Source organism: Shewanella sp. SW24 (assembly GCF_025653395.1).
Taxonomy (GTDB): Bacteria; Pseudomonadota; Gammaproteobacteria; order Enterobacterales; family Shewanellaceae; genus Shewanella; species Shewanella oncorhynchi.
In genome coordinates, this window is the sequence record NZ_JAKKSH010000010.1 from 59120 (window position 1) to 76252 (window position 17133).

Annotated in this window: 12 protein-coding genes, 1 pseudogene and 1 riboswitch; of the genes and pseudogenes, 8 read left to right on the plus strand and 5 right to left on the minus strand. The window is 44.8% G+C overall.

Annotated features, from left to right (window positions below; all coding sequences use genetic code 11):
* Positions 1-214 precede the first annotated feature (214 nt).
* Positions 215-2836 (plus strand): PKD domain-containing protein, encoded by a 2622-nt coding sequence (locus L5M17_RS10185; protein WP_263147102.1) that lies wholly within the window; start codon positions 215-217, stop codon positions 2834-2836.
* Positions 2837-3224: 388 nt separating this feature from the next.
* Here the strand turns inward: L5M17_RS10185 and L5M17_RS10190 are convergent.
* Both L5M17_RS10190 and L5M17_RS10195 read right to left on the minus strand, forming a co-directional pair.
* Positions 3225-3506, minus strand: a pseudogene (locus tag L5M17_RS10190) (GIY-YIG nuclease family protein); the annotation flags it as partial.
* Positions 3507-3517: 11 nt separating this feature from the next.
* On the minus strand, positions 3518-5653 hold the full coding sequence (locus L5M17_RS10195; RefSeq protein ID WP_263147107.1) for a S9 family peptidase: 2136 nt from the start codon (positions 5651-5653) through the stop codon (positions 3518-3520).
* Positions 5654-5833: 180 nt separating this feature from the next.
* Positions 5834-6066: riboswitch (FMN riboswitch) on the plus strand.
* A 188-nt stretch (positions 6067-6254) separates the two neighbouring features.
* Here L5M17_RS10195 and ribB point away from each other — a divergent pair.
* Both ribB and L5M17_RS10205 read left to right on the plus strand, forming a co-directional pair.
* The gene (ribB, locus tag L5M17_RS10200) at positions 6255-6908 is read left to right on the plus strand and encodes a 3,4-dihydroxy-2-butanone-4-phosphate synthase (protein WP_263147110.1); all 654 of its coding nucleotides are present in this window, start codon (positions 6255-6257) and stop codon (positions 6906-6908) included.
* A gap of 435 nt (positions 6909-7343) precedes the next feature.
* Positions 7344-10568 carry an EAL domain-containing protein gene (locus tag L5M17_RS10205; RefSeq protein WP_263147112.1) on the plus strand — a complete coding sequence of 1075 codons (3225 nt, stop codon included), beginning with the start codon at positions 7344-7346 and terminating at the stop codon, positions 10566-10568.
* Positions 10569-10640: 72 nt separating this feature from the next.
* Here the strand turns inward: L5M17_RS10205 and ftnA are convergent, their stop codons facing one another.
* A complete protein-coding gene (gene ftnA, locus L5M17_RS10210; protein ID WP_263147114.1) occupies positions 10641-11177 on the minus strand; it encodes a non-heme ferritin in 537 nt (178 codons plus the stop codon).
* A gap of 349 nt (positions 11178-11526) precedes the next feature.
* Between ftnA and glp the strand changes: the two genes are divergently transcribed.
* From glp to L5M17_RS10230, 4 genes are all read left to right on the plus strand, one after another.
* Complete coding sequence (glp, locus tag L5M17_RS10215) at positions 11527-12780, plus strand: gephyrin-like molybdotransferase Glp (RefSeq protein ID WP_168826933.1); 1254 nt, start codon at positions 11527-11529, stop codon at positions 12778-12780.
* Positions 12781-12790: 10 nt separating this feature from the next.
* Positions 12791-13561 carry a molybdopterin-synthase adenylyltransferase MoeB gene (gene moeB / locus L5M17_RS10220; RefSeq protein WP_263147117.1) on the plus strand — a complete coding sequence of 257 codons (771 nt, stop codon included), beginning with the start codon at positions 12791-12793 and terminating at the stop codon, positions 13559-13561.
* A gap of 128 nt (positions 13562-13689) precedes the next feature.
* Positions 13690-14352: a Bax inhibitor-1 family protein gene (locus L5M17_RS10225; RefSeq protein ID WP_168826929.1), complete on the plus strand. Its 663-nt coding sequence runs from the start codon at positions 13690-13692 to the stop codon at positions 14350-14352.
* Positions 14353-14369: 17 nt separating this feature from the next.
* Positions 14370-14615, plus strand: a complete 246-nt coding sequence (locus tag L5M17_RS10230; RefSeq protein ID WP_263147120.1) for a DUF333 domain-containing protein — start codon at positions 14370-14372, stop codon at positions 14613-14615.
* An 86-nt stretch (positions 14616-14701) separates the two neighbouring features.
* Here L5M17_RS10230 and rlmF read toward each other — a convergent pair whose 3' ends face one another.
* Together rlmF and L5M17_RS10240 are read right to left on the minus strand one after the other, a co-directional pair.
* Entirely contained in the window at positions 14702-15802 is a 1101-nt protein-coding gene (rlmF, locus tag L5M17_RS10235) for a 23S rRNA (adenine(1618)-N(6))-methyltransferase RlmF (RefSeq protein WP_263147122.1), read from the minus strand.
* A gap of 58 nt (positions 15803-15860) precedes the next feature.
* Entirely contained in the window at positions 15861-16289 is a 429-nt protein-coding gene (locus L5M17_RS10240; RefSeq protein WP_105250969.1) for a flagellar basal body-associated protein FliL, read from the minus strand.
* Between the two features lie 170 nt (positions 16290-16459).
* On the opposite strand from L5M17_RS10240, the gene L5M17_RS10245 reads away from it, so the two are divergent.
* Positions 16460-17023, plus strand: a complete 564-nt coding sequence (locus L5M17_RS10245; RefSeq protein WP_263147124.1) for a chorismate--pyruvate lyase family protein — start codon at positions 16460-16462, stop codon at positions 17021-17023.
* Positions 17024-17133: the final 110 nt, after the last annotated feature.

Consider the following 17133-nt stretch of genomic DNA (forward strand, 5'->3'; position numbering starts at 1 on the left):
GAGATGAACTTCTGAACCTCCGGTACAGGCTGTTAATCCTAAAAGAGTTTTCCAGCCCTATCATTCCTGGAAAAAAATTTAACAATGGGTGTCTCGTTTAAACGTTCTGTCCCACATATGCAACTGTGCAAGCAAGCCTTTTCGTGGTTAAATTATGAGTGTTAATAAATTTAAGATTTCGCAATGGAATCAACAATCAATAAGGAAGTTAATTATGAAGTCGACATTCCCAAAATTAGCAATTTTATTAGCTATTCTTAATATAACTGCGTGTGGCGGTGGTAGTTCTGGAGGAAATGAAGAAGTAACAACTCCTCCTGTAAACCAAGCTCCTGTAATAAGCTCAACAAGCTCTGTCGTTGATGAAGCAAATAGTACAGCTATTGAAAGAAACGATAATTTTACAGTCTTATTAACAATAACAGATAGTGATGGTGATTCTATATCTGGGACTGCCGAATTGGGCAATGTAGAAGTAAACCTTGAAGAATACTCTGGTGAGCTTAATTTCACCCACCAAGCTAGCTTTGTTGCACCTGAAGCAGGTGACTATAAAGTTTCAGTTAAAGCTAATGACAGCAAAGGAGCTTCAACAACATCTAATGTTGACTTAAGTGTTCTGCCAAACACCGAAGATGTTATCTCTCATTTAGAAAATAGCGTCAGCGGATTCGTCAGTGGCGGTAGCTACGAAGGTACTGAACTACTTGGTATTTCAACAAGTGCAAGTAATGTCAACATTGGTTACCTAGACACTCCACTAAATGACAAACAATTAGCTCAAAACGAATCCCCTTATGGCGTATGTGGCTCTTCTGTCCCACACAAGCTTTTAGAAGTTCAAAAAGATACTTCAGGAGTAACCGTACCTAGCTCAGATGTAGTATATCCAATGGAATGTTTTACCACCACTCAAGCAAAAAGCGTCAATAAAAAATTATTAAAAGCTCAAACAGCAATTTCAAGCTATTCAAGCGCGGCCTCCAACTTAGAATATACAGCTCAAAATATTACGTTAACAATTGAAACTACAGTAAATGGTACTACTGTCTCATCCGCATCAACAGGATCTGGAATCACATTAGAAGGAAACATGCATGATGTGATATGTGGCAATTACACCTTATCAAAAACAAACTCGACTTATTTGCTAAATGTGAATGACATAGTTAATGATATTGATGAACTGATTGATGATAACAATAAATTTACTCTGGAATGTTCACGAACCGTTGAATTTGAAGGTACAACGTTCAACTCTAGCCTGATTGGTAAGATTGCAGGCGAAAAAGTTATAATTGATGCATTAGTTCCTGTAGGGTCTATTAATGAAATATCTTTCTCAGTCCCTTATGATAATGGTGGATTAGATGTTGGCAATATCTGTGTTTCCACTACGGTTGAAGATAATAGCAGCTACGTATCAGAAGCGCTTGAACTAACTTCCAGTGATGGATTGGCTGAAAACATTGCTTTTGGACAAAAGAATGACGCAAATCAATACTGCCTAGAACTAACAAACATTGAGGGTAGTTATCATGTAACACAAACGGTTACTGATGGCTCAGACAATAGCGTAGTCAATCAATCACAGTCCTATCAAATAGTAAAAAATCAAGCACCCACATTTAGTGTTGAAGTACCAAACTCAATTTCATTGAATACCAATCAAGGCATTATAACTCTCATTAAACAGAGTGATGTATCCGATCCTGAGGGGCACACAGTTACTTTGAGTGGTCAAATCTCAATCGACACAGATCAAGCCGCAGGAGAATATGCCTTAACCGCTTATGCAACTGATCAATATGGCGCACAAACAGAAAAGAATATCACCGTTACTCTAGCAGATAATATTCCACCTACAGCGTTACCTGTTGCAGATGCAGGTCAGGACCAATCCATAAATACAGGTACTATTGTACAATTAGATGGTACTAGCAGCTATGATGGCGATGGCGATCAATTAACTTATATTTGGTCGTTAGACTCTAAGCCATTTACTAGTTTTGCATCTTTGAATAATGCAACAACAGCAACACCTAGTATTAAAGTAGATAAGGCTGGCGAGTACCTCATTTCACTTGTCGTTAATGATGGAACAGAAGACAGCGAACCATCTTCAATTACTCTTACGGTGGTTGAAGGTGTAAACCCAATATCAGAGAATATAGATTTAATCATTGTAGCTGGAAATAAATATCATGGTTTTTCTGGTACTAATTATGATGAGGTGTTGCAAGCTCAAACAACTGCTTGCTCGAATGTGGGAGCTTTAGATATTGATAAAGAGGGTATCCTTTACTCTGTAAGTACTTATCAACCGAATGGAATGCTAGCTGTAGATCCAAGCCAACCGCTATGTATCAAAAAAGGCCCTCAGCCTAATAAAATGCATGGCTTAGCAATCGATAGTAATGGAAAATTTTGGGGAACCTCAGAGCTAGAATATACTGACGATAACCGACAACATACTAAACTTTATCAGTTAGAAAAAGATGGAACCGTGTTAAGTGAACTTTCTTTAAGTGGTGAAGAAGATGTTATTTTTGGAATTGACTATTCATCAAATGGCACTTTATATGGCATCGGATTTACAAGCAGACAGCTAGTTACAATAAATACCGATACAGGTGTAACAACGTTTGTAGCCACTATTGCTCCAAAAATTAATGTGAATGATATTGATATCGACACCAATGATGTAATAAGAGTTTTAGATAATGCTACTGGTGACCTATATGAATTAAACCTAAATGGTGAGCAGTTAAATAGAACGAATATCCCGTCACTTTGTACATCATGTGGTTGGGTATCAATAGCCACTAATAAATAAAATATAATAAAGACTGATTTGCATGTTTTTCAAGCAAATCACGGACAACTCCGAAGCAACAGAATACACATCCCCTCGGAGTTGCCGCAGGGCATTTGCGTTCGTTGCGTGAGCGAGGCATGGATGCCGAGATAGCGTCAGTCGAATCAGGGACGAGCGTCTGACGCGATAGCATAAGGACGCTTAATGCCCAAGGGGCTTTCAACTCCGTTGGGGGCGTCATGGAGCATCCAAGGAGGATAGGACGAGCAGTCCTCCTTGGTCGGGTGTGGGGTGAAGCCCCACGACTTTGACTTTGCTTTAAAACGAAGAACACATTGAAGATAAAGCTAGATGTGAAAATGGAAAGACAGAACAATCTCAGTCAGCGTAACGTGCCACTAAAATTCTAGTGTTCAAGCACACAGCCCCCAGAATCAATCAACGCCAGCTTTTGACTACGGCTTAGCTTTTTAACTGCTATTTCACGGCGCAGTGCATCGCCGTGACTGCCAACCTGCTCTTGATACATCAGGGTTAACGGACCTTTACCGCGCAGATACTTAGCGGATTTGATGCCACCCGACTGATGCTCGCTAAAGCGTCGCGCCACGTTGGTGGTGACGCCTGTATATAAATGCCCGTTCGCGCAGCGGACTAAATACAAATACCAGAGGGCTGATCCAGTCACTTGCGAATGACCTACTTCGCCATACCTAACAGACTCAAGAAGAAGGCATATTCTTGGGCTGTGTCTTGGTACTGGCGATAACGGCCACTCTTACCGCCGTGGCCAGCTTCCATATCCACATTGAATAACAACACCTTATCGTCCATCTTGTACCACTTATTCTGTACATCGCGCAGTTTAGCGACCCACTTGGCGGGTTCAAAATACTGCACTTGGGAATCATGTAAGCCTGTCGTCACTAACATGTGTGGGTATTCTTGCTCGGTGACATTGTCGTAGGGCGAGTAACTCAACATGTAATCAAAGTAAGTTTTCTCGTTCGGATTGCCCCACTCGTCGTACTCATTGGTCGTCAACGGAATCGACTCGTCCAGCATAGTCGTCACCACATCAACAAAAGGTACATGGGCTGCAAGGGCGAAATACTTATCCGGAGCTTGGTTAGCAATCGCGCCCATTAGCAAACCACCCGCGCTGCCGCCAGAGGCGACAACCTTGTTTTTATCGCCATAACCTTGTGCCGTTAATGCCGTTGTCACGTCGATAAAATCATTGAAGGTGTTTTGCTTATTCAACAGCTTACCGTCGTCATACCAAGGGCGGCCGAGCATTTCTGAGCCGCGCACGTGGGCGATGGCATACACAAAGCCGCGATCGAGCAGACTGATAACGGATGAAGAAAAATCGGGTTCAACTGTGTAACCGTAAGATCCATAACCGTATTGATACAGAGGGTTAGTGCCGTCTTTCTTGAATTTATCTTTGCGATATACCAAAGAGACAGGCACTTTCGCGCCATCACGGGCGGTAATAAACACACGTTCGGCACGATATTGGCTGGCATCGAAGCCACCTAAGACTTGATCTTGTTTCAATAAATCACGTCTATCGGGATTCACTAGCGAATATTCGTATACGGCTTCTGGCGTTGTCAGGCTAGAGTAGAAAATGCGTAACTTATTGCTGTCTTGCTGGGCATTAACATCTAACCCCATCACATAGGCAGGTTCATCAAAGCTCAACTCGAAGGGCTTTTGACCATTGAGCGGCATCACTTTAATCCGCGTCAGGCCGTTTTCACGGGTCTGAATAATCAGATAATCCTTGAGCACTAACTCGTCTTCGATACGGGCATTGGGATTATGCGCAACCACTTCTTGCCACTTAGATTTGTCCGCCGCATCTTTGATGGCAACTTTCATCAAACGGAAGTTAGTCGCCTGCCAGTTGGTGAGAATGTAATAAGTATCACCCAGCTTAGACACACTGTATTCGTGACCTTCTTCCCGCGCTAACACTGGTTTGAATAAACCTAAAGGCTCGCTGGCGTCGAGAATAGACACTTCACTCGTCGTGGTGCTTTCTTGGAACAACACAATTTGCGACTCATCTAAGGTTTTACCAAGTGAAATATAAAATGAATCGTCTTGTTCTTCATACACTAAGACATCGCTCGATTGCTTAGTACCCAGCTCGTGGCGATACACTTGATAGCCCAGCAAGGTTTTTAGATCTTTGGCGATATAGAACACATGCTTGTTGTCGTTCGCCCACACTACGCGACCTTCGGTATTTTCAAGCACGTCGGTGATCATGTCGCCCGAAGCCAAGTCTTTAAAATAGATGTGATATACACGGCGGCTGAGGACGTCTTCGCCAAAGGCCAACATGGTTTCATCAGGGCTCACACTCGCGCCGCCTAAACCATAAAACTCATGGCCCTTAGCTCGCTCGTTAACGTCGAGCATCACTTGCTCAACACCATCGGCGCCCTTACGGCTGATCAGCGGATATTCGCTGCCCTCTTGGTATCTGTGATAGTAGCTGTGCTGATGCCATTGGTACGGCACACTCGACTCATCGGCGACTAAACGCTCTGTTAACTCTTTATAAAGGCCATCTTGCAGCGGCTTTAATGGTTTGAAATAAGCAGCGGTATAACGATTCTCAGCGTTGAGATAGGCCAACACTTTAGGATCTTTGCGCTCATCATCACGCAGCCAATAGTAATCATCGGTACGCGTTACGCTATGTAAAGTCATCACATGGGGAATTTTTTCAGCAACCGGGGCAGGTACTTGCCCTTTGGAGGTCGAACAAGCGGATAACAGCATAACAATACCTAAAGTGAGTAGCAGAGAGCGCATTTATACGTCCTTGTGACGTCCATAACGACCGTCGAAGAATGCGACGGCAAGTCAATTAGCTTATGTGTTCAGTATGATAGTGGTCAGGTGTGCACTAGCGCAAACATTGAACGCGAGAAGTTGCCATTCGCGGTAAATAAGAGCAACATAACCGCGTTTTTGAGCGCAAATGGCTCAAAAGCAAATTCTCAGGGCGGGGTGAAACTCCCCACCGGCGGTAAATGGGTAACGACTAAGTGATTATTTTGCTGAGCGACACCCAAAGCCCGCGAGCGCCCGAAATCACTTTCGGGGTCAGCAGATCTGGTGCCTTAGATTTTGCCTAGTGCAAAACTGACTATTCCAGAGCCGACGGTAATGGACTGTTTTGCTTTAATGGCGACAGTGCTGAGTCCGGATGGAAGAGAATGTAAGACAACATTGTGGTATCTCAGTGCAACGCGCTTGTGTATCTCAGTGTTAGCCTCATGTTTTGCAATAACTTCACACCAAGTGAAGTGATATTGCTACAGCAAAATCGAGCCTTTTGGTTTGATTACGTTGTATTTCTGCACGCCCTGATTCTGGATATTCCAATGTCGTTTATTTAAGGATATTAACCATGAATCAGTCTTTACTTGCTCCTTTTGGTACTGCTATCGAACGCGTTGAAGCGGGTCTTAATGCCCTGCGTCAAGGCCAAGGTGTGTTAGTTGTCGATGACGAAGATAGAGAAAACGAAGGCGATTTAATTTTCGCTGCCGAGACGCTGACTAACGCTCAAATGGCCATGCTCATCCGTGAATGTAGCGGTATTGTTTGCCTGTGTTTACCCGATGCAAAAGTCAAAGCCCTCGAGTTGCCCCCTATGGTGGAAAACAACTCGAGCCAATACGGCACGGCGTTTACTGTGAGTATTGAAGCTAAAGTCGGTGTGACGACTGGCGTTTCTGCTGCAGACCGCGTGACCACCATTAAAGCGGCGATTGCCGATGGCGCTAAGCCAAGTGATCTCGCTCGTCCTGGCCATGTGTATCCACTTCGCGCCCAACCGGGTGGGGTGTTGACCCGCCGTGGTCACACTGAAGGCACTATTGATTTAATGCAACTCGCGGGTTTAAAAGCCGCTGGCGTATTGTGTGAAGTCACTAACACCGATGGCACTATGGCGCGTTTGCCCGAAATTATTGCCTTCGGTGCGCTGCACAATATACCCGTATTAACGATTGAAGATATTGTCGTTTATCGCAAATCATTGCTGGCTAATGTCGGCTAGATAACATGCCAATCGCCTGAATCTAGGGCATTGATTTAAATAGAAGGACGTTTAGCTGCGGCAAGCGTCCTTTTTATTTAAGTAGATTTACCGTTAACAATCGCGTTCCACCTAATGCACTAAAAAAACCGATAAAAGGTAAAGTTAAACAAGTCATTCTTTCGAATGATGAAATACTGCTTCACATCACAGACAAGACAAATGCTTGTTTGATAGGTGCAAAATAGGTTAATAAAAATAGTCTCTTAGCATGATATATAACAATTTGCTTAATTTCGTGACCTAGATTAGATATCCATAAACTAAAGGTCGCGGTGGCTGGCCGCCTATGTTAAATATCCTCACCCTGTGCCTAGTCCTATTTGTAACTCGGATTCAACGTTATTACGTTGAATTTTCTTTTTCTGCCTAGGTGAACGAGTGGAGTGATCTTTAATGCCGTCAGCGCTACACCATCTCAGTTTGAAGCAAAAGCTCATTCTGTTTTCGTTAGTCCCATTATTAATGATGAGCTTTTTCATTCTGACGCGCATGCATGACTTGATAAAGGAATCACACTCGGCCAAGCACAACCATCTTGCGGTACAAACGACGGTACAAATCACTGAGCTACTCTATCAGTTGCAAAACGAATATGGTCTAAGTACAAATCAGCGACCAACCGATGAAGTGCTATTACAGCAACAAGCAACTAGGTCAAAAGCACTCGATGCGTTACTGAACAGTGAGCCTTTAGAGCATCTTCTGGAGGCGCTCGACCCTAAAAGTATTGAAGCAAACAAAATGAACGCATTGTTGGATGCGCTCAAACTTACAGGCAACAAACTCGCTAACGTTCACCAAAACCACACAGACGAAACACTGAGTCAGTTTACGGAACTCTATAATCAATTCCACACTCAGCTTTTGCAGCTCATTCAGTTATTACAGTTACAAACCAACGAAATCAGTCAGTCCCGTGCCTATACCGATCTATTGAACCTACTTATGGTGCAGGAGTTGGCCGTAAAAGAACGAAGTGCCATCAATCAATTACTGCTCAGCAAATCACTCAATATTAATGATTACCGCACCATAATCTCCTTCATGTATGAATATGAGCGAGCCGTGATGCACGCAAGTAATGCATCAATTTCCGATAGAAGGTCCTTACTACAAAACCTACAAGATTCACCAGAAAATCAACGCATTCTGCAAATCAGCAAGCAAATTGAACAACAAACTCGCATTAGCGCTCTGGCACAAAATATTAATGCCTACTTAGGTTACGGTGGCTTAATGGGCAGTTTTCAGGACTATTTGCTTAAGGGCGATGAGATTTCACTGCAAAAATTTAATGCAGCACTTGCGACGATTCATCTTAATTTGGATGAACTCAGTCACGAGACTCGTTCTCTACCCGAATTTAAGGCAGCGCTGAAAACCATTGAGGACAGCATAGATCAATACCAGTTCAGCATGGTCAAGTTGCAGCAACTGCAGCAGCAAGGTTTGCCGATGACGGAGATCAAAGCCATCGCGCAAGTCCCAGCCAGTGAGGACAAATTAAGCCAAGCGATGAGCCAACTATTAATGCCGCCACATCCAATTGATAGCCAGGAGTGGTGGGATCTCACCACTCAGCGTATCAATCAACTACATTTGCTGGCGCAAAATATCACCAAGAACATGGCGCAGCAGAGCGAATATCAACAAAACCACACCTTAATCTTACTCGGCTTATACTTGTTCTCGGCTTTGTTCACCGCGACCATCACACTTTGGCTTGGACAAAAGATCATCCGCAATTTTATGGATAAGATCACTAAGATTGCCAATGACATGCAGCAAATGGCAGCAGATCCACAGCTCAATATTAATATCCAAGTCTCAGGCACAGATGAACTCGCCCGCATGGCCAGCGCCATGAACCGTATGATTAGCGAACGGCAAAAAGCGAACCACGCCCTAAGCCGCGCTGCAGCTGTGTTTGACTATTCTGCCGAAGGCATAGTGGTGACAGATGCCGACAACCATATCGAACTGGTCAACCCCGCTTTTTGCCAGATCACGGGCTATTCATTGGAAGAAGTGAAAGGCCGCAGTCCCTCCCTACTCAGCTCTAGCCGTCATCCTAAGCACTTTTATACCGCCATGTGGGAGTCACTACAAAAAGAAGGGAAATGGGAGGGTGAAGTTTGGAATAAACGCAAAGATGGCCAAGTGTATCCCGAGTATCTAGCGATTACTGTGGTGCGAAATGAGCAAGGTAAAATAATCCAACATATTGGTTTATTTATGGATATAAGTAAGCGTAAGCAATATGAGCAGGATCTTTGGTATCAGGCCAACTTCGATGGATTAACTGGGCTGCCTAATCGTAAGCTGTTCAATGAACGACTGCAGCACGAAATCCATGTGGCGCAGCATGACTCTCGCAAGCTGGCTATCTTGCTGATTGATTTGGATCAATTCAAATATATCAATGATGTACAAGGCCATGCCACTGGCGACTTATTACTTAAAGATGTCGCAAAGCGCTTAGAAGGCATTGCGGGGAAAACCGATTTTATTGCACGTATCGGTGGCGACGAGTTTGTGCTTATCTTGCCACGGCTGACTAACGAACTCGCCATAGAACACATGGCAACCCGAATCATTGAAACCTTAGGTATGCCATTTAACTTAAATGACCGCGAGATCCAGATTTCGGCCAGCTTTGGTATTGGCGTCTATCCCGAAGATGGGTTAGATACTGGCTCACTCACCCGCAATACCGAAACCGCCATGTATCAAGCCAAAGATGCGGGACGGAACAATTTTAAATACTTCACCGCGGGTATGAATCAAGCCATGTTCGCCCGGATGGAGTTAGAACAACGTCTACGCCGTGCCGTGGCACAAAATGAATTTGCCCTGCATTATCAACCTATCGTGGATATGCAAACCGGAAGTGTCTGCAGCGTCGAAGCCCTTATCCGCTGGCAAGATCCCGAGCTTGGGTTGATCCCGCCGGATCAATTTATCCCATTAGCCGAAGAAACCGGACTGATAGAGCCTATGGGCGAATGGGTGCTCAACCAAGCCATGCATGACCTGAGGCAATGGCAGAAAAGTGGCTTAAATATCAATGTCGCGATTAATGTTTCCAGCCGCCAATGTATCAATACACGCGGTATGGGGTTCGACCAAGTGTTGCAAGAGTGCTTCAACCGCCACCACGTTAACCCACGAAATGTGCATATTGAGATCACTGAAAGCATGCTGATGGGCGATGCCAGCCATTGCTTGAGCACGCTCGAGTCTATTCGTCATTTAGGCTCGCAAATCTATATCGATGACTTTGGTACGGGTTATTCTTCCCTGAGTTATCTGAAAAAATTCCCGATTTCAGTGATTAAAATCGACCGCAGCTTTGTGGAAAATGCCCTCGAAAATAACTCGAACGCCAACTTAGTCAAAGCGATTGTCATGATGGGGCAAAGCCTAGAAATGGAGTTAGTTGCTGAAGGCATAGAAACCGAAGCACAGTGGCACTTCCTACGAGATTTAGGTTGTCACTTCGCTCAAGGGTATTTGATCTCCAAACCGCTCCCCTTCAACGAGATCACTCCCTTGCTACGCATCAAGCACACAGCACTGTTGAATGATGGCTATCAAGATAAATGCGTGAATATCTAAGCTTATAAAAAATAAAACGATAAAGAGCAAAAAAGCAGCCTAGGCTGCTTTTTTGTGGCAAATAAAACGGGCTTAAGCCTGTGTTTGGCTTTGACCGTTCATTATGCTTTCGCCACCTTTAGAGGCTAGCTTAGCTAAATCTTTATCAATAAAGAACAGTGCTTTACCATCTTCGCCCACTAAACGTATCTTATCGACAATCGACTTAAACAGCTTTTCTTCTTCATGCTGCTCAGCGACATACCATTGTAAGAAGTTAAAGGTTGAGTAATCTTGATTCGAAAATGCGGCATGGGCCAAGGCATTGATCTGACGGGTAATCAACTGCTCATGCTCATAGGTTAATTCAAACAACGCCAGTAAAGAATCGAACTGTGACTGCGGCGCCGCAATCGCACCTAACAAAGGTAAGCCACCGGTTTCACTCACATACGTGAACAGACGGCGCATATGGCCCATTTCTTCATCCGCGTGCTCACGCATAAACTTAGCTGCGCCTTCAAATCCCTGATCTTCACACCACGCACTCATTTGCAGGTATAAATTTGAGGAGAAGAACTCCATATTAATTTGTTCATTCAACTTTTCGATCATAGTTGCAGACAGCATAGTAAATCCTCTTTTGCATTCGAACTGAATCATGGGGGACATTGTCATCAAGGGGGTCGACAAAAGCAACAAAATTTACCTTTGGATTTCTTGCTAAGTTAATGATTCATTGATAAAAATGATTTTCATTTGTTCATCGACTCGCGTTCAACCCTCGAATTAGCGCAGTAAATTGTGTGACTTCTAGCGAGGTTATCGCCCAAAGTGGCAGAAAAAACTGACTGGCCTATCACAGAAACTCACATGCAAATCATAGCCATCCCAGATCACCGTGGCATAATAGCCAGTCATAATCAGGTGGAAATTCATTCAGCGTCATTACGACCCATTGCATATAAGGCAGACCCTAATGTCCGTAACAGCCGATCCTTGTTCGCAACCTAGCTTAATGCATCCAGATCAAGCTATTCCCCTTTTGCTCGAGCAAGTTAGCCCAGTGTCAGACACCGAAGTCGTATTGCTTCCCCATGCCCTTGGCCGCGTCCTAGCAGAAGATTTAGCTTCCTGCATCGACCTGCCGCCCTTTAACAACTCCTCTATGGACGGCTACGCCTTCCGTTTTGTCGACTTAAATACGCAAACCAATCAGACCGCATTGCGCCTTATCGGCAGTTCCTTCGCTGGCCATGGTTTTAAAGGTGAAGCCAAACCTAATACCTGCGTGCGGATCATGACAGGCGCGCCTGTGCCTACAGGTTATGACACAGTGCAAATGCAGGAAGAAGCCGAGGTTGAAGGAGAGATTATTCATATCCGCCACCCTAGGGCACAAGGTGCCAATGTGCGTTGCCGCGGTGAAGAACTCACTCAAGGTACTAAAGTGCTCAGTGCTGGCATTCAAATTGGTGCCGCCGAACTCGGGGTGTTAGCCACTATTGGCGTTAGCCAAGTGCGAGTTTATCGTCAGCTTAAAGTGGCCTTTTTCTCCACTGGCGATGAACTGCGTCCCGTTGGCAGCGAATTAGCCCTAGGACAAATTTACGATTCAAACCGTTACTCGATCCAAGGCTTACTCAGCCGCGCTAATGTGGAATGGCTCGATTTAGGCGTAATAGCCGATGATCCTGAAGCCATACGTCAGGCATTTCGCCATGCTGCCAGCCAAGCCGACATGGTATTAACCTCGGGTGGCGTGTCGGTCGGTGAAGCGGATTTCACTAAACAAATTCTTGATGAGGAAGGCAAAATTACCTTCTGGAAACTCGCCATCAAACCAGGCAAGCCCTTTGCCATGGGCCGTATCGGCAAAGCGATATTCTGTGGTTTACCGGGGAATCCCGTGTCTTCTATGGTGACGTTTTACAAACTCGTTTGGCCAATACTGAACAAGATGCAGGGGTTAACCCCAGTTGCACCTTTGATGTTAGACGCTACGCTCACCACGCCCGTGCGTAAACAACCAGGCCGCGTCGAATATCAACGGGGCGTTTTAAGCCGTAATGCACAAGGTAAACTTGAAGTTGCCATTACCGGTAGCCAAGGTTCTGGCATGTTGACTTCGATGAGCTTAGCAAACTGTTTCGTTTTATTAGAGCAATTCCAAGGTGATACTCCCGCTGGCACCCAAGTGACGGTCGAGCCATTTAACAGCGTGCTTTGCTAGGAAAATATCAATGAATGTGCCAGAAGATATTCTCAGCGACAGCGAACTCTTAAGATACAGCCGCCAAATATCCATCAAGGCTATGGATATCGACGGTCAAGAACACCTAAAACAAGCCAAAGTGCTGATGATAGGCGCTGGCGGTTTAGGCTGTGCTGCTAGCCAGTACCTGACAGTTGCGGGTATTGGTGAGCTGACACTGGTCGATTTTGATACAGTTGAATTATCCAACTTGCAGCGCCAAGTGCTGCATCAAGATGCCAATGTCGGCCAGCCTAAAGTCGAATCGGCTAAACAGAGCCTCATGCAGCTCAATCCCTTTATTAAGATCAATATTATCAATGCTGTATTAGATGATCATGAGATTGACGCCCTAGTCGCCGATCACGGCCTAGTGCTCGACTGTACCGATAATGTCAGTGTGCGCGAGCAACTTAATCTCAGCTGTTTTAAGCATAAAGTGCCCTTAGTGTCTGCCGCGGCAATTCGGATGGAAGGCATGGTCACTGTGTTCGATTATCACAACGAAACGCCTTGTTATCATTGCTTTAGCGCCCTATTTGGCGAGCAACAACTGAGCTGCGTTGAATCGGGCATCCTCGCACCCGTGGTCGGTATGATAGGTTGTTTGCAGGCGGTTGAAGCCATCAAAGTGATTACTGGCATGGGTAAAACCTTAGCAGGACGCATTTTGATGATCGATGCAATGACGATGGAGTTTCGCGAGATGAAGTTACCGAAACAAGCCCGCTGCAATGTTTGTGGCACTGAAGAGGCTTAGGTTGTTCTCGCTTGAAAAACGGCTTTATTTACACTAGCTTAATTGCCACCGCTTAATTTGCCGTCATATAGCTCAACACTGATGACGCTTAATGGCCCGTTAAAATAAGGAAATCACAAGGAAAACATATGGATTCGGAAAACAGTGTATTTGACCGCATGACCACAGACGACCCCATAGTTGGCGCAGGTATTTACAACCTCGTTATCGGCCTCACGCTGATTTGGGGTTTTGCCGTTAACTATTGGATGGTCACCAATATCGACCCAGAGGCGATTGCCAGTGTTAATCCTTGGATTTTCTTTATCGGCTATTTTGCCTCCTGTTTCTTTGGGATTTATCTGTTCCAAAAATCGACTAATCCCGTTGTCAGTTTTATTGGCTACAACTTTGTAGTCGTGCCCTTCGGCTTAATTATCAATATGGTGGTCAGTCAATACGATCCCGAATTGGTGACCGAAGCCATTCGTATCACAGGGCTAGTGACCATAGCCATGATGTGTTTAGGCACACTCTTCCCCGCCTTTTTCCAAAAAATTTCCGGCGCACTCACGATTGCTTTATTGCTCGTTATCGTCGTCGAACTGATTGAAGTGTTTATCTTTAATACTCACCACGGCATTTTAGATTGGATAGTCGTGCTGATTTTCTGCGGTTATATTGGTTATGACTGGGGACGGGCGAATCAAATCCCTAAAACCATAGATAATGCCATCGATAGCGCCGCCGCTTTGTATATGGATATCATCAACTTGTTCCTACGGATCCTGCGGATTTTAGGGCGAAAATAACTCACCAAGGAGTGTCTATGAAAATCCAATTCCTGCTTGTTACTGCTCCACTTCTGGCGAGTGTGGTATTAGTCGGATGCAGTGATACTGAACAAGCAAAAATAGCCAATCCCGCCTCTGAGTATTGTGTCTCCATTGGTGGCAAATTAACAATTGAGAAAACCGCCGAAGGTGAACATGGGATCTGCACCTTACCCAGCGGTGAAGCAATTGAAGAGTGGGCGTTATTCCGTCGCGATCATAAGGAAGAAAAGCCACAGTAACAGTGGCTATTTTTACTTTTAATAAAAACAGGCGCCATTAGCGCCTGTTTTGTTAGCAGTACTTAATTGGGTCATACTCAACAGTCTTAACGGGCTAAGTGTTCACTGCGCCAGATTTTGCGCTTAGATGCTGACTGGAAACTCCACGCTAAAACCCGCGTAATTTTATTACCCTGCTGCATCTCAATCGTTTTCACAGTATCGACGTTCAACTGCGCTAAGGCTTGATAACAAGGTTTCAGGTTTTCCTTCTTCGACACTAGACTGGTAAACCATAAGCATTGATCTGCAAACATTTGGCTCTCACGGATCATAGTCGCTAGAAACTGTCGTTCACCGCCTTGGCACCAAAGCTCAGCCGCTTGACCGCCGAAATTCAGCTTAGGGGAAGACTTGACCAAGCCACCTCGATTGAGCTGCAGATTATTCACCTTACGCTTTGTACCTTCGCTCGCCTCAGCCATAGAGGCATGAAATGGCGGATTGCACAGGGTTAACGCAAAACGTTCTCCGGCTTGAATGATTCCCTTGAAGACCGCCTTGTCATTTGGCTGTAATCGTAAACTTATCTGCCCTTGCAGCACTGGGTTTTGCTCAATAATACTCTGCACATTACTGAGTGAATGGGCATTAATATCCGAGGCGACAAATTGCCAACCGTATACTTGGCAACCCAATATGGGATAAATACCGTTTGCGCCAGTGCCGATATCTAGTACCCTAGTTTTATCCAAAGCAAATACATCATCGCCTTCAGCTAGAAGGTCTGCTAAATAATGCAAATAATCGACTCGACCGGGAATAGGAGGACATAACGCTCCATCAGGAATATCCCAAGATTCAATCCCATAATGATGTTTCAGTAGCGCCGCATTAAGGATTTTAACTGCTAACGGATCGGCAAAATCGACCGATAAAGCCCCATAAGGCGTGGGTCGAACAAAGGCTTTTAGCTTAGGGAATGAACTCATCAGCGCCGGAAAATCATAGCCGTTCAAGTGTACATTTCGAGGATGTAAAGCTTTTTTAATCTCAGCACTAGGCCTGTTTTTGACCGACTTGGCTTTGCCTTTCACCTCAGTTCTAGCCTGCTTTGGTGCTTTAGTTTTTGCATGACCAATGTTGGCTGTACTCGTTAGGCGTTTCGCAGTCACTAATTGGACGGGTTTCACGGCAGGTTTTGACATAATAGCTCTTGTAACGCAATGGGCCGACCTGAGTCAGCCCATGGAATGGGGCAGTAAATTAATCGTACAGATAAGAGGTAAACAATAAGTTTACGATCAAGGGTTTGCCAGCTTCTTTGGTGATCAAGTTGTTGACCATTTCAAAGCACTCACGACGAATCTCTTCACGACCCGTGAGCGACTTAATCTTCTCTTCCGATTGATTGCCTAACACTTCAACAATTGCGGCTCGCAATAATGGATTATGGAGCTCAATTGTCACTAGATCATCTGGACTCTTTACCATTAACTCAACGCTAATCTTCACAAAACCCAATTTCTTGCGATTAGAAATATAGTTAGTGACAATTTCGGGTTCGAAACCATAGTAGGCATACTCACCCGTAGGTGGGGTTGCTGCAGCAGGTGCTGCTTCTTTTTCATCGGCCGCATAAACACTGAAAACACTGGTAAACAGGATCAGACAGACTGAGAGTAATTTTTTCATAGCGGCTTACGGCTCCCTAAAACAATAATGGTAATGGAAGAAACTTCCCAATCTATATAGCCAAACAACCTGAAGATGCAGTATCCGTATCTGGAAGTAGCTTGGGTATATATGCTCGCGTCGCGACATGCTAGACTGCCGACGTTTGTTTATATTGTAACGAGTATTTAATGAATGTGACTAGCTTAAGCTTTCCCTATGGTGAATCTATTCAGTGGTTTTCAGCCGATCTAACCGACAAACTCCCCAAATCGCCCTTGAAAGAATGGTTGCTTGCCACTGGCAGCCTAACGCAAAAACTCAAAACTTGCTGCGCTCAATTTGAAGTAAAGATACTAGGCGAAGGACTGCATGCTCCCTTAGAGGGCGAATATCCCCAGCAAGGTGCTGTATGGATCCGTGAAGTCTTGCTTTGCCTCGACTCGATACCTTGGGTATTTGCCAGAACCTTGATCCCTGAAAAATTAATGGCCGAGCGCAAAATGGATTTCCTTAGTTTGGGTACTCGCCCCTTAGGTGAATTGCTGTTTAGCCAAGATAACTTCATCCCCGGTAGAATCGAAGTGGCCAGCTTCGAAACCTGTAGTCGCCTTGCCCACTTAGCTGAAAGTTTAGATCAAAGTGTCGAACATGCACTCTGGGGACGCCGCCGCTATTTCCATCACGGTGAGCATGAAATGATCGTCAGCGAAATCTTTCTTCCAGCGGCCGAGCAAGCTATCCGTCAGTTGTAAACTTTAGACTTCATCCAAAGCTTAGTCAGAATTTAGCCTCAAGACAGATAAAAAATGCCTCTAGTTCAGAGGCATTTTTGTTCGGGTTTCAAACAATCAACTTAGTGGAC

Coding starts and splice junctions, on each gene's coding strand:
- rlmF (WP_263147122.1), bottom strand. CDS start 15,802: ATGTCAAAACCTGCCGTGAAACCCGTCCAATTAGTGACTGCGAAACGC.
- L5M17_RS10230 (WP_263147120.1), top strand. CDS start 14,370: ATGAAAATCCAATTCCTGCTTGTTACTGCTCCACTTCTGGCGAGTGTG.
- ribB (WP_263147110.1), top strand. CDS start 6,255: ATGAATCAGTCTTTACTTGCTCCTTTTGGTACTGCTATCGAACGCGTT.
- L5M17_RS10245 (WP_263147124.1), top strand. CDS start 16,460: ATGAATGTGACTAGCTTAAGCTTTCCCTATGGTGAATCTATTCAGTGG.
- L5M17_RS10195 (WP_263147107.1), bottom strand. CDS start 5,653: ATGCGCTCTCTGCTACTCACTTTAGGTATTGTTATGCTGTTATCCGCT.
- glp (WP_168826933.1), top strand. CDS start 11,527: ATGTCCGTAACAGCCGATCCTTGTTCGCAACCTAGCTTAATGCATCCA.
- L5M17_RS10205 (WP_263147112.1), top strand. CDS start 7,344: ATGCCGTCAGCGCTACACCATCTCAGTTTGAAGCAAAAGCTCATTCTG.
- L5M17_RS10185 (WP_263147102.1), top strand. CDS start 215: ATGAAGTCGACATTCCCAAAATTAGCAATTTTATTAGCTATTCTTAAT.
- moeB (WP_263147117.1), top strand. CDS start 12,791: ATGAATGTGCCAGAAGATATTCTCAGCGACAGCGAACTCTTAAGATAC.
- ftnA (WP_263147114.1), bottom strand. CDS start 11,177: ATGCTGTCTGCAACTATGATCGAAAAGTTGAATGAACAAATTAATATG.
- L5M17_RS10240 (WP_105250969.1), bottom strand. CDS start 16,289: ATGAAAAAATTACTCTCAGTCTGTCTGATCCTGTTTACCAGTGTTTTC.
- L5M17_RS10225 (WP_168826929.1), top strand. CDS start 13,690: ATGGATTCGGAAAACAGTGTATTTGACCGCATGACCACAGACGACCCC.